Here is a 12,436-nt window from a genome sequence, read left to right as displayed (position 1 = left end):
GCGACCGTTGCAATCAACGGAAAAAGACCATCGGCCGAAAATTCCGTCAGGAGGAACGACCCGATATGACCAATCGCAGAGCCCTCATAACGACCACGGCCGCGCTCGCCTTCGCGTTCTCCGTCAGCCAGGCCTTCGTAAATCAGGCCCACGCCCAGAAGAAATACGACACGGGCGCGACCGATACCGAAATCAAGATCGGCCAGACCGTGCCGTTCTCCGGCGCCTATTCCGTCTACGCCAATATCGGCAAGACCCAGGCCGCCTATTTCAAGATGATCAACGATCAGGGCGGCATCAACGGCCGCAAGATCAATCTGATCCAGTATGACGACGCCTATTCGCCGCCGAAGACCGTCGAGCAGGTGCGCAAGCTCGTCGAAGGCGACGAGGTGCTCTTCACCTTCCAGATCATCGGCACCGCGGCGAACGCCGCCGTGCAAAAATATCTCAACGGCAAGAAGATCCCGCAGCTGCTGGCCTCCACCGGCGCCGCGCGCTTCAACGATCCCCAGAACTATCCCTGGACCATCGCCTACAATCCCAACTACGTGTCCGAGGGACGCATCTACGCAAAGTACATTCTCAAGGAACATCCGAATGCCAAGATCGGCGTGCTCTACCAGAACGACGACATGGGCCGCGACTATCTTGCGGGCCTGAAGAGCGGGCTCGGTGACAAGGCCGCCGGCATGATCATCGGCGAGGTGTCCTACGAGGTGACCGACCCGACCGTGGACTCCCAAGTGGTCAAGCTGAAATCGCTCGGCGCCGATCTCTTGTACGATGCCTCGACTCCGAAGTTCGCGGCGCAGGCCATCAAGAAGGTCGCGGAGCTCGGCTGGACGCCGGTGCACATTCTCGACATCAATGCGAGCCCGATCTCGGCGACGCTGAAGCCGGCCGGCCTCGATATCTCCAAGGGCATCATCTCGACCCAATACGGCAAGGAGCCCAGCGATCCGCAGTGGAAGGACGATCCGGGCGTGAAGGCATTCTTCGCCTTCATGGACAAGTATTTCCCTGAAGGCGACAAGCTCAACACCGTCAACACCTACGCCTACTCGGTGGCCGAACTACTGACGCAAGTGCTGAAGCAGTGCGGCGACGACCTGTCACGCGAGAACGTCATGAGGCAGGTCGCCAACATCAAGGACTTCACGCCCAGCTTCGCGCTGCCCGGCATCAAGATCAACACCGGGCCGAACGACTACCGCGTCAACAAGCAGATGCAGATGATGAAGTTCAACGGCGAACGCTGGGAGCTGTTCGGACCGATCATCGAGGACAACGGCACGGCGGGTTAGATCGACTCGTCGCTCAGGCGACAGCACGCGCTCTCTCGCTCCCTCCCCCCTTGCGGCGCCCCGCAAGGGGGGAGGGCGGAGTGCGCAGATAAAGTGGTGCGCATACTTTAGCGCCCCTACGAACTGCTGGCGCGGCCCACCTTGCGTTGCAGCAACGCCTCATCCACACTCGCCCTCAGCGGTGACATCCAGCAGGATCGATCACCTGCAATAACAAACCGAGGAAATTGCGAATGAGGAACGGAATTCTGCATCTGGCCACGGCAACGGCGCTGACTTTGGCGCTGTCGGTCTCTGCGGCCAATGCCCAGAAAAAATATGATCCGGGCGCCAGTGACACCGAGATCAAGGTCGGCCAGACGATGCCGTTTTCGGGACCGGCGTCGGCCTATTCGTCGATCGGCAAGACCCAGGCTGCCTATTTCAAGATGATCAACGACCAGGGCGGCATCAACGGCCGCAAGATCAATCTGATCCAGTATGACGACGCCTATTCGCCGCCGAAAGCCGTGGAGCAGATTCGCAAGCTCGTCGAAAGCGACGAGGTGCTCCTGACCTTCCAGATCATCGGCACGCCCGTGAACGCAGCCGTGCAGAAATATCTCAATTCCAAGAAGGTGCCGCAGCTGTTCGCGGCGACCGGCGCCTCGCGGTTCACCGATCCGAAGAACTTTCCCTGGACGATGGGCTACAATCCAAACTACTTCGTCGAAGGCCGCATTTACGGACAGTACATCCTGAAGGAATATCCGAACGCCAAGATCGGCGTGCTCTATCAAAACGACGACCTCGGCAAGGACTATCTGAACGGCATCAAGGCCGGTCTAGGCGACAAGGCCGCCAAGATGATCGTGACCGAAGCGTCCTACGAAGTTTCCGATCCCACGGTCGACTCGCAGGTCCTCAAGATCAAGGACGCCGGCGCCGACCTGTTCTTCAGCGCCACCACGCCGAAGCAGGCGGCGCAGGCGATCAAGAAGATCGCCGAGATGGGCTGGCATCCGGTGCAGATCGTCGACATCAACGCCACTTCGGTCGGCGCGGTGCTGAAGCCGGCCGGCCTCGATGCCGCCAAGGGCCTGATCAGCGTCAACTACGGCAAGGAACCGCTCGACCCGAAATGGAAGGACGATTCCGGCATGAAGAAGTATTTCGACTTCATGGCCAAGTACTATCCGGACGGCGACAAGGACTCGAACTTCAACACCTACGGCTACGGCACCGCTCAGCTGTTGGTCCATGTGCTGAAGCAGTGCGGTGACGATCTGACGCGCGAGAACGTCATGAAGCAGGCCGCTTCACTGAAGGACGTCGCCAGCGACATCGCGCTGCCGGGCATCAAGGCCAACACCTCGGCCACCGACTACCGCGTCAACAAGCAGCTTCAGATGATGAAGTTCAACGGCGAGCGCTGGGAACTGTTCGGACCGATCCTGGAGGATGCGGGTCCGGCGGGTTAGTTCTCGGCTGGAATTGCTTCAACCTCCCGGCCATCCACCTTCTTGGAGCACGCAGGTAAGGCGTCGTGGTCGGGCCAAGCCCGGCCACGACGCTGGGGAAGGGAGTCCGCCCACGCCACTCAGGTCGGCATCTCGCCAAAATTCTTTCCCACGGGCAGCACCGCGTGCCGAATGAGCCGTGAATCCTCCACCGCGGCCTGCCTGTGCTTCACCGCTTCGCGGTAGACGGGATCGCGGATCATCTCGACGAAGGCTGAGACGCTCGGATACTCCGCGATGAAGCAATGGTCCCAGCGCTCGGCCTCGGGGCCGATCAGCATCAGTTCGAATTTGCCTTGCCAGATAATGCGGCCACCGAGGCGCTCGAACACCGGGCCGCTTTCGCGGCCGTAGGCCGCATAGGCTTCCGCGCCGCTCGCCTTGCGGCCATCCGGATAGGCCGCCTCTTTGCGCAAGCGCACCAGGTTCAGCATGTGGATCGGGCCGGGGCGGTCATTGTCCCGGAATTGCGCGAAAATCTCCTTGGTCGGATCGATGTGGCCCATCTGAGCTCCCTCTTGTTTCAGGCCGGCGATCCTAGCTCTGCCGTCCGACCAACGGAACTGCGGCCGGCGAATGCCGCACCTCCTAATCGCGCGTTAACGTCCGGGTAACCGGGCCTTAAACAGCGGCCGCTAGCGTGCGGCGGGGCGGGCTGACCGGGCGTTTTGCGTATGGGGTTGGGAAAGAAAAAGGGTGGGCGGAAGGAGCCGTTGTTCGGCTTGCCCGCGGCGCTCGCCGACCTGCGCCTGACCGCAGCGGACCGCGTCCCCGGCGGCGATGACAAGCCGAAGAAATCAACGAAATCATCCGCCAAGCGCAAGAGCGACGATACCGGCGACGAGTCGCCGCGCGAGCGGAAGGCCCCGGCCGGCCGCGGCAGTGCCAAGCGGCGATCGAAGTCGCGCATCGGCGCTGGTCTCGGCCGCCTGGTCTATTGGGGCGCGGTGCTGGGCCTGTGGGGCGCGATCGCCGTGGTCGGCGTCGTGATCTATGTCGGCGCCCATCTGCCGCCGATCCAGTCGCTGGAAATCCCCAAGCGGCCGCCGACGATCCAGATCGTCGGCATCGACGGCAGCATGCTGGCGCAGCGCGGCGAGATGGCCGGCGCCAACGTCTCGCTGAAGGATCTGCCGCAATATCTGCCCAAGGCGTTCATCGCCATCGAGGACCGCCGCTTCTATTCGCATTTCGGCATTGATCCCGTAGGCATCCTGCGCGCGCTCGTCACCAACGTCATGCATCGCGGCGTGTCGCAGGGCGGCTCGACGCTGACGCAGCAACTGGCGAAAAACCTGTTCCTGACCCAGGAGCGCACCATGCAGCGCAAACTGCAGGAAGCGGAGCTCGCGATCTGGCTGGAGCGCAAGCATTCCAAGAACGAGATCTTGGAGCTCTATCTCAACCGCGTCTATTTCGGCTCCGGCGCCTATGGCGTCGAGGCCGCCGCGCAGCGGTATTTCGGCAAGTCGGCCAAGAACGTCACCGTCGCGGAAGCCGCGATGCTGGCAGGCCTCGTCAAATCGCCATCGCGGCTCGCGCCGAACCGCAACCCCGAGGGCGCGGAAGCGCGCGCGAAAATCGTGCTCACGGCGATGGCGGATGCCAAATTCATCACCGATGCGCAGGCGCAGGCTTCGATCGGCCATCCCTCCTACAATGTGAAGCCGGTCGGCGCCGGCACGGTCAATTACGTCGCCGACTGGATCGGCGAGGTGCTGGACGATCTGGTCGGCCAGATCGACGAGAGCATCAAGGTCGAGACCACGATCGACCCAAAGCTTCAGAGCGTGGCCGAAGCCGCCATCATCGACGAGCTCGCGGCCAAGAGCGTGAAGTTCAATGTCAGCCAGGGCGCGCTGGTGGCGATGACGCCTGACGGCGCCGTGCGCGCCATGGTTGGCGGGCGGAACTATTCCGAGAGCCAGTACAACCGCGCGGTCACCGCCAAGCGGCAGCCGGGCTCCTCGTTCAAGCCGTTCGTGTACCTCACCGCGCTCGAGCAGGGGCTGACGCCCGACACGGTCCGCCAGGACGCACCGATCGAGGTCAAGGGCTGGAGACCTGAGAACTACACGCATGAATATTTCGGCGCGGTGACGCTGACGCAGGCGCTCGCGATGTCACTCAACACGGTCGCCATCCGCCTCGGCCTCGAGGTCGGGCCGAAGAACGTAGTGCGCACCGCGCACCGGCTCGGCATCTCCTCGAAACTTGAGCCCAACGCCTCGATCGCACTCGGCACCTCCGAGGTCTCGGTGGTCGAGCTGGTCGGCGCCTATGCGCCATTCGCCAATGGCGGCCTGGCGGTGACGCCGCATGTCGTCACGCGGATCAGGACGCTCGGTGGCAAGCTGCTCTACATGCGCCAGACGGACGAGCGTAGTCAGGTCATCGACCCCCGCTATGTCGGCATGATGAACTCGATGATGCGGGAAACGCTGATCAGCGGCACCGCCAAGAAAGCAGAAATCCCGGGCTGGCCGGCAGCAGGCAAGACCGGCACCAGCCAGGATTACCGCGACGCCTGGTTCATCGGCTACACCGCCAACCTCGTCACCGGCGTATGGCTGGGCAATGACGACAACTCGCCGACCAAGAAGGCGACCGGCGGCGGCCTGCCGGTGGAAGTCTGGTCGCGCTTCATGAAGACGGCGCATGAGGGCGTGCCGGTGGCAGCCTTGCCGAATTCGCAAGCGACCTGGGGCTTGTCGAACCTCGCGCAGGCGACGTCGCAGGTGTCGCCGCCAACAGCGGCAGCGCCCGCACCGGCCAGCAACGGCAGCTATCGCCCGCCCCCCACGCGCGCCAATGCGCGGCCGGAAGCAGCCGCAGGGCTCGACGGCTGGCTGATGGACCGACTGTTCGGCGGCAATCGGTAGCCTCGGCCTGAGGTCCTTGTCACCTCAAAACAAAAACTGCGAAAACAACCCCATGCACAGTAGCCGGCCATGTCCGGCGCGATGCGCGGTGGATGATGCGAAGGCTTTGATGCGGCGGGGAAAATCGAGCGCGCGGCGCGCGCCGTCGCTGCGTGGGGCGAGAGTCGCTTAAAACGCGCTGAGATCATCGCATTCTCAACTGTCATTCCCCGCGACCCGGCTACGCCAAGGCTTCGCCGAGGTGAGGTCCAGGGGCGCCGAAGCTTTTAGCGTAGGCGGCAGGCGGGGAATCCAGTACGCCGCGGCTTCTCGATTCAATAACAACTGCCTCGGAATACTGGATCGCCCGGTCGAGGCCGGGCGATGACAGCTTCCGTATCGCTGACAGCGAGCCCTAATCCTCGACCCCATACCGGTGCAGATCATTGCCGTACGTGTCGAGCCACTTCTTGGCGCGCTCCATCGACGGGCAAGCCTTTCCGCACACGCGCCAGAATCGCGCCGAGTGGTTCATCTCGACGAGATGGGCGACCTCGTGCGCGGCGAGATAGTCGAGCACGTAGGGCGGCGCCAGGATCAGGCGCCAGGAGAACGACAGCGAGCCGGCCGAGGTGCAGGAACCCCAGCGACTCGATTGATCGCGGATCGAGAGCCGCTTCACCTTGACGCCGAGCTCGACGGCATAGGCTTCCGACGAGCGCTGAAGATCGCGGCGCGCCTCCCGCTTGAGGAAGTCGCTGACGCGGCGATCGGCATGCTCGGCGCCGCCGGCGACGCAGAGAATGCGTTCACCGCTGTCGCGCACTTCTGCCCACACCGTACCGCGCGTGCCGGCGCGATGAACGATGCGGTGGGGCACGCCCCGAAGCGGTATCACTGTGCCAGGCTGGAACGGCGCGGCCTTCGGCAAACGGCCGAGGCGTGCCGCGATCCACGCGCCGTGCCGCTGCGCAAAGTCTTTCGCTTCGGCGAGCGTGCCGCGCGGCGGCATGGTGAGGATGGCTTCGCGATCGCTCGGATGAATTCTGAGCGTGTAACGGCGCGCGCGGCGGTGTCGTCGCAGCCGAATCGCAAAAAATTGCGACCCATGGGTGATCAGGAGAGTCTTCGGTTCGTGGGGCCGCCGATAGAGGAGTGCGCGAGTGGCCATGTCTGTCAGTCCGGGGGGCAGGAGGGCGCCCGGATTCTGCCATAACCGTCGCCAGGGAAAGCGCTCGGCGCAAAAACAAATCATTTGCCCAATATACAGCGGTCTGGCGCCCGGGAGACCCTACAGACTGGGGTTGGAACCGGCTTTTTTCGCGCTCGCTGGACGCATGCGGCACCCCCAAGAGGTGAGGTTGGACTCACTCCTAGAAAGCTACCTGAATACCGCGAATCTGGAGGCTGCGTGCCCCCGTCGGAACCTCCGACAGGGCCTGAATTTTCGACGGGAAAGCCGAAAAACGCGTTTATTCGGCCGCGAGAGCCTGCAACGAGCTCGGATTCGCCGCCGACACCATGAAGTCATGGATGCGCGGCACGATTTCCGACTTGAAGCGCGAGCCGTTGAACACGCCGTAATGTCCGACGCCCTTCTGGACGTAATGAACGCGGCGATCATCGGGGATCGAGCTGCACAATGTGTGCGTTGCTTCGGTCTGACCGATCCCGGAGATGTCGTCGTTCTCGCCTTCGACCGTCATCAACGCGACGCGCGTGACCTTGGAGGGATCGACGCGTGTTCCACGATGGGTCATCTCGCCTTTCGGCAGCGAGTGCTTCACGAACACGGTATCGACGGTCTGCAGGTAATACTCGGCGGAGAGGTCCATCACCGCGAGATATTCGTCGTAGAAATCGCGATGCTTGTCGACGAGGTCGCCGTCGCCCTTCACCAGGTTAGCGAACAGGCGCTTGTGGGCGTCCATGTGCCGGTCGAGATTCATGCTGATGAAGCCGTTGAGCTGCAGGAAGCCCGGATAGACGTCGCGCATCATGCCCGGATGCGGGAACGGCACCTTGGTAATGACGGTGTTGCGGAACCAGTCGATGCCGCGCTCCTGGGCGAGATTGTTCACGCCGGTCGGATTGCGGCGGGTGTCGATCGGGCCGCCCATCAGCGTCATCGACGTCGGCACGAAAGGATCGCGCCGCGCTTCCATGATCGAGACGGCGGCGACGACGGGAACGGAAGGCTGGCACACGGCCAGCACATGCGTGTTGCCGCCGAGGACATGCAGCATCTCGATGACGTAATCGATGTAGTCGTCAAGATCGAAGCGGCCGTCGCTGAGCGGCACCATGCGGGCGTCGGCCCAGTCGGTGATGTAGACCTCATGCGCCGGCAGGAACGCCTCGACCGTCCCGCGCAAGAGCGTCGCATAGTGGCCGGACATCGGCGCTACGATCAGCACGCGCGGCTGCGGGCTGCGCAAGGGACGCGCGAACTTGCGATCGAAGTAGAGCAGGCGGCAGAACGGCTTTTCCCAGACCGGGCGGACCTCGACCGGGACGCGGATGCCGTTGACCTCGGTGTCGTCGAGACCCCATTCCGGCTTGCCGTAGCGGCGCGTGGTGCGTTCGAACAATTCGCAGGCCGCGGCAACCGACTTGCCGACCTCGGTGCGCGCCCATGGATTGAGGGGATTCTGAAACAGCAGCTTGGTCGCGTCGGTGACCGCACGCGCCGGATTGAGAGAGGCCTGCGCCATCTCGTACATCCAGTACATCGGCGTCGTCAGGACCGGACTGCCTTCGGCCGCCAAGGGCGGCGCGCCGCCAAACTCACCAATAGGCATCGCTATATTCCTCTTCGCATCGCAGCATACTGCCGAATGCGTAATATTGCGTCAATGCATGGTTCCGTACATCTACGTGGCCGACGCGCCCAAACCATGCTGAATCCACCGATAAAGTGACGTCACTCGCCGCCCGACAGCAGCGAACCCTGCTTTCGGGCGCTGCGCAAAAGGGCAAGGAATGCCCCAAAAGATGCAACCAGCAGCACCACGTTGATGGCTAACGCACTCAACATCAGATCGGTCCTGAAGGTGTTTTCGATCAGCAGCGCGCGCATTCCTTCGAACACGTAGGTCGGCGGCAACGCCCAGGCGACATATTGCAGCCAGACCGGCAGCACGCTGACGGGATAGTAGACGCAGGCGAGCGGCATGATCGCGAACATCAAGGTCCAGACGATGCTCTCGGCGCCAAGGCCGTTTCGCAGCACCAGGCCGGAGACGAAGATGCCAACCGACCAGCTCGTGAAGATCAGGTTGCAGAAGAACGCGATCAGCGGCACGCCGAGCGCATAAACGTTGAAGTGAAACAGGAACAGCGCGAGCAGCGTCATCGGGATGACGCCGATCGCGAGCCGGATCAGGCTCATGATCATCAGCGACAGCAGAAACTCGATCGGCTTCAGCGGGCTCATCATGAGATTGCCGAGGTTGCGGGCCCACATCTCTTCCAGGAACGAGATGGAAAAGCCGAGCTGCCCGCGAAACAGGATGTCCCAGAGGATGACGGCGCCGATCAGCGTGCCGCCGGCACGCGCGAAGAAATTGGCATTCTGGGCGATGTAGAGCTGGAGGAAGCCCCAGGTGATCACTTGTAGCGCCGGCCAGTAGAGCAGCTCGAGCAGCCGCGGCCAGGACGACATCAAGAGATACCAATAGCGCAGGATCATCGCGCCGATGCGGTGCATGGAGATGCCGCGATGGAGGGAAATCTCGCTCATCGCGCCGCCTCCTTCGCGCCGTTCACCCGGCCACGCGCGACGTCCAGAAACACCTCTTCCAGCGTGGTGCGGTTGTAGCGGGCCATGATGGCTTCGGGCGTATCATCGTCCTCGATACGGCCGCGCTTCATGATGATGACACGGTCGCAGAGCCGCTCGACCTCGAGCATGTTGTGTGAGGCCAGGAGGATGGTGGCGTTGTTCGCCTTGCGATAGCGCTCCAGATGACCCCGGACCCAATCGGCCGTGTCAGGATCGAGCGAGGCGGTTGGCTCGTCCAGCAACAGCAGCTCGGGATGGTTGATCAGCGCCTTGGCGAGCGCGACGCGGGTCTTTTGCCCGGCGGAGAGCTTGCCGTTGGCGCGGTCGATGAAATCGGTGAGATCGAGATCGTCGGCGAGCTCAGTGATGCGACCGGCCAGGTTCTCCACCGCATAGAGCCTGCCGAACACGGTGAGGTTCTGACGCACCGTGAGCCGCATCGGCATGTCGACATAGGGGCTCTCGAAATTCATCCGCCCCAGCACGGAAGCGCTCTCCTCCGGCATCCGATGCCCGAGCACCTGCACACGGCCGGAGGTCGGCAGCACGAGGCCCATGATCGTCGCGATGGTCGTGGTCTTGCCGGCACCGTTGCCGCCCAGAAGGCCGGTGATGCTGCCGCGCGGAAGCGAAAACGAAATATCGTCGACGGCACGGGTCTGCTTGTAGACCTTGACGAGGTGATCGACCGCGATGGCCGCGGATGAGCTGCGATCCGCGACAGTCGGCCGACTTGAAGCCTTGTCATTCTCGGTCATGCTGGGCGTTCTTCTGCTATTGCTGCGGAGAGCGCAAGGCTTGTAATCCGGGTGGTTCCGCGAGCTCTGCGTTTGTGATCGAGAAGGCACCGCAAAATTGGCCGACATGACTGAAATTGCCGCTTCCGACTTCCGCCCCTCGCAGCGGCATATCCGCCTGGACACGATCCTGCGGCTGCGCTGGCTCGCGGTGCTCGGCCAGCTCGCTGCGATCTTCATCGTGGCGCAAGGGCTGGAATTCGACGTCGAGATCGTCCCCTGCGTCAGTATCATCGCCCTGTCGGCGGCGCTCAATCTGGCGCTCCAGACCGTGTCCAATCCGCTGCAGCGGCTGGAGCCGATGCAGGCGGCCGGACTGCTCGCGCTCAACATCGTGGAGCTGGCGGGTCTGTTATTCTTCACCGGCGGACTCCAGAACCCGTTCTCGTTCCTGTTCCTCGCGCCCGTGCTGATCTCGGCCACCGCGCTGCCGGCCCGCTTCACCTTCGGCCTCGGCGTACTGGCTGTCGCCTGCGCCTCGGTCCTGGTCTTCTTCCATCTGCCGCTGCCCTGGGATTCCGATGATCCGCTGGTGCTGCCGCCGATCTATCTCGTCGGCGTCTGGCTCTCGATCGTGCTCGCGATCGGCGTCACCAGCCTCTACTCGTTCCAGGTCACCGAAGAGGCTCGGAAACTTGCGGACGCGCTGGCCGCCACCGAACTGGTGTTGACGCGCGAGCAGCATCTGACCCAGCTCGACGGCCTGGCGGCGGCCGCAGCGCACGAACTCGGCACGCCACTCGCGACGATCTTCCTGATCTCGCGCGAGCTGGAGAAGACGGTGAAGGATGCGAATTTTGCCGCCGACCTGAAGACACTGCGCGAGCAGACGCAGCGTTGCCGCGACATATTGAGCAAGATCACCCAGCTCTCCGCCGAAGGCGCGCCGTTCGACCGCATGAAGCTGTCGGAGCTGATCGAGGAGGTGGTGGCGCCGCACCGCGATTTCGGCGTCGATATCAAGGTGCGTATCGCGGTCGCCATCGTGGCCGAGCCGGTCGGTTCGCGCAATCCGGCGATCCTCTACGGCGTCGGCAACATCGTCGAGAACGCGGTCGATTTCGCCCGCACCACGGTCGAGGTCAACGCGTGGTGGAACAACGACATGATCGAGATCGTGATCTCCGACGACGGCCCCGGTATTCCGCCCGACATCCTGAAACGGATCGGCGAGCCTTATTTGTCGCGGCGACGCACCCGGGATGAAGGCGGCGGGCTGGGATTGGGCGTGTTCATCGCACGCACCTTGCTCGAACGCACCGGCGCCAAGGTCTCGTTTACCAACCGAACCTTTCCGGACCATGGCGCAGTGGTCCAGATCACGTGGCCGCGAGAGCGTTTTGAGGCTATCGAGACCTTCGAAGAAACAATAGGATAGCCCGCGACCTTGCGTCGCACAGCACGGCCGATCGACTATTGGCGGCCTTGGCACCGCCCGATTGCGACGCCATATGTAGACGCGCTGGAGAGAGGACAAAACCTTGAACGCCATCGCCGAATTGAACGAACAGACCGACCGCTCGCTTCTCATCGTGGAGGACGACAAGCCGTTTTTGGAGCGGCTGTCGCGCGCCATGGAAACGCGTGGGTTTGCGGTGACGTCATGCGACACTGTCTCGGACGGTCTGGCGCAGATCGGCAAGGCGGCTCCCGCATTCGCCGTGGTGGATCTGCGGCTCGGCGACGGCAACGGTCTTGACGTGGTTTCGGCGCTCAAGAAGAAGCGCCCCGACGCCCGTGCAATCGTGCTGACCGGCTATGGCAACATCGCCACCGCCGTGACCGCGGTGAAGATGGGCGCGATCGATTATCTCTCCAAGCCCGCGGATGCCGACGACGTCGTCGCCGCGCTGCTGTCGACCGGCTCGGACAAATCCGAATTGCCGGCGAACCCGATGTCCGCCGACCGCGTGCGCTGGGAACACATCCAGCGCATCTACGAGATGTGCAACCGCAACGTCTCGGAAACGGCACGGCGGCTGAACATGCACCGGCGCACGTTGCAGCGGATTCTAGCGAAGCGCGCGCCGCGATAATACTCACGGCTACCGTGCCCCGGACGCAGCGCAGCACGAAGTGATGCGCTGTTGAGCCGGGGCCTCATTCTTTTTAGAGAGCTAGAAGCCCCGCCTGCCTTCTGGGTCCCGGCGCTGCGCAGCAACGCCAACGCGTTGCAGCGCGTCCGGGA

10 protein-coding genes are annotated in these 12,436 nt (G+C 63.1%); 5 read left to right on the top strand and 5 right to left on the bottom strand.

Features of this window, described 5'->3' with window-relative positions:
• The first annotated feature begins 65 nt into the window (after positions 1-65).
• Together IVB27_RS05825 and IVB27_RS05820 are read left to right on the top strand one after the other, a co-directional pair.
• Positions 66-1,307: an ABC transporter substrate-binding protein gene (locus IVB27_RS05825; RefSeq protein WP_247442081.1), complete on the top strand. Its 1,242-nt coding sequence runs from the start codon at positions 66-68 to the stop codon at positions 1,305-1,307.
• A 233-nt stretch (positions 1,308-1,540) separates the two neighbouring features.
• Positions 1,541-2,767, top strand: a complete 1,227-nt coding sequence (locus IVB27_RS05820; RefSeq protein WP_247442079.1) for an ABC transporter substrate-binding protein — start codon at positions 1,541-1,543, stop codon at positions 2,765-2,767.
• A 119-nt stretch (positions 2,768-2,886) separates the two neighbouring features.
• Here IVB27_RS05820 and IVB27_RS05815 read toward each other — a convergent pair whose 3' ends face one another.
• Entirely contained in the window at positions 2,887-3,312 is a 426-nt protein-coding gene (locus tag IVB27_RS05815; protein ID WP_247442077.1) for a DUF1330 domain-containing protein, read from the bottom strand.
• 168 nt (positions 3,313-3,480) lie between these two features.
• Here IVB27_RS05815 and IVB27_RS05810 point away from each other — a divergent pair, with 168 nt between their 5' ends.
• Positions 3,481-5,688, top strand: a complete 2,208-nt coding sequence (locus tag IVB27_RS05810; protein ID WP_247442075.1) for a transglycosylase domain-containing protein — start codon at positions 3,481-3,483, stop codon at positions 5,686-5,688.
• A gap of 394 nt (positions 5,689-6,082) precedes the next feature.
• Here IVB27_RS05810 and IVB27_RS05805 read toward each other — a convergent pair whose 3' ends face one another.
• The 4 genes from IVB27_RS05805 to IVB27_RS05790 all read right to left on the bottom strand — a co-directional run bounded on the left by IVB27_RS05805 (position 6,083) and on the right by IVB27_RS05790 (position 10,209).
• A complete protein-coding gene (locus tag IVB27_RS05805; protein ID WP_247442073.1) occupies positions 6,083-6,922 on the bottom strand; it encodes a M48 family metallopeptidase in 840 nt (279 codons plus the stop codon).
• A 217-nt stretch (positions 6,923-7,139) separates the two neighbouring features.
• Positions 7,140-8,468 (bottom strand): polyhydroxyalkanoate depolymerase, encoded by a 1,329-nt coding sequence (locus IVB27_RS05800; protein ID WP_247351646.1) that lies wholly within the window; start codon positions 8,466-8,468, stop codon positions 7,140-7,142.
• Positions 8,469-8,590: 122 nt separating this feature from the next.
• Positions 8,591-9,409: an ABC transporter permease gene (locus IVB27_RS05795; protein ID WP_247351643.1), complete on the bottom strand. Its 819-nt coding sequence runs from the start codon at positions 9,407-9,409 to the stop codon at positions 8,591-8,593.
• Complete coding sequence (locus IVB27_RS05790; protein ID WP_247442071.1) at positions 9,406-10,209, bottom strand: ABC transporter ATP-binding protein; 804 nt, start codon at positions 10,207-10,209, stop codon at positions 9,406-9,408. Before IVB27_RS05790 ends, IVB27_RS05795 begins: the two co-directional genes overlap by 4 nt.
• Before the next feature lie 106 nt (positions 10,210-10,315).
• Between IVB27_RS05790 and IVB27_RS05785 the strand changes: the two genes are divergently transcribed.
• Together IVB27_RS05785 and IVB27_RS05780 are read left to right on the top strand one after the other, a co-directional pair.
• Entirely contained in the window at positions 10,316-11,626 is a 1,311-nt protein-coding gene (locus tag IVB27_RS05785; RefSeq protein ID WP_247442070.1) for an ActS/PrrB/RegB family redox-sensitive histidine kinase, read from the top strand.
• A gap of 103 nt (positions 11,627-11,729) precedes the next feature.
• Positions 11,730-12,284, top strand: coding sequence for an ActR/PrrA/RegA family redox response regulator transcription factor (locus IVB27_RS05780; protein WP_211395226.1), 555 nt, complete (start codon positions 11,730-11,732; stop codon positions 12,282-12,284).
• Positions 12,285-12,436 lie beyond the last annotated feature (152 nt).

Source organism: Bradyrhizobium sp. 197, assembly GCF_023073375.1.
GTDB lineage: Bacteria > Pseudomonadota > Alphaproteobacteria > Rhizobiales > Xanthobacteraceae > Bradyrhizobium.
The sequence above is the reverse complement of the archived record's forward strand: the minus strand, read 5'-3'. Positions and strand labels throughout refer to the sequence as shown.

What these genes read in the sequence shown, in the direction of transcription:
- IVB27_RS05790 (WP_247442071.1), bottom strand. Translation starts at nt 10,209, where the DNA reads ATGACCGAGAATGACAAGGCTTCAAGTCGGCCGACTGTCGCGGATCGC.
- IVB27_RS05805 (WP_247442073.1), bottom strand. Translation starts at nt 6,922, where the DNA reads ATGATTTGTTTTTGCGCCGAGCGCTTTCCCTGGCGACGGTTATGGCAG.
- IVB27_RS05785 (WP_247442070.1), top strand. Translation starts at nt 10,316, where the DNA reads ATGACTGAAATTGCCGCTTCCGACTTCCGCCCCTCGCAGCGGCATATC.
- IVB27_RS05815 (WP_247442077.1), bottom strand. Translation starts at nt 3,312, where the DNA reads ATGGGCCACATCGATCCGACCAAGGAGATTTTCGCGCAATTCCGGGAC.
- IVB27_RS05820 (WP_247442079.1), top strand. Translation starts at nt 1,541, where the DNA reads ATGAGGAACGGAATTCTGCATCTGGCCACGGCAACGGCGCTGACTTTG.
- IVB27_RS05825 (WP_247442081.1), top strand. Translation starts at nt 66, where the DNA reads ATGACCAATCGCAGAGCCCTCATAACGACCACGGCCGCGCTCGCCTTC.
- IVB27_RS05810 (WP_247442075.1), top strand. Translation starts at nt 3,481, where the DNA reads ATGGGGTTGGGAAAGAAAAAGGGTGGGCGGAAGGAGCCGTTGTTCGGC.
- IVB27_RS05800 (WP_247351646.1), bottom strand. Translation starts at nt 8,468, where the DNA reads ATGCCTATTGGTGAGTTTGGCGGCGCGCCGCCCTTGGCGGCCGAAGGC.
- IVB27_RS05795 (WP_247351643.1), bottom strand. Translation starts at nt 9,409, where the DNA reads ATGAGCGAGATTTCCCTCCATCGCGGCATCTCCATGCACCGCATCGGC.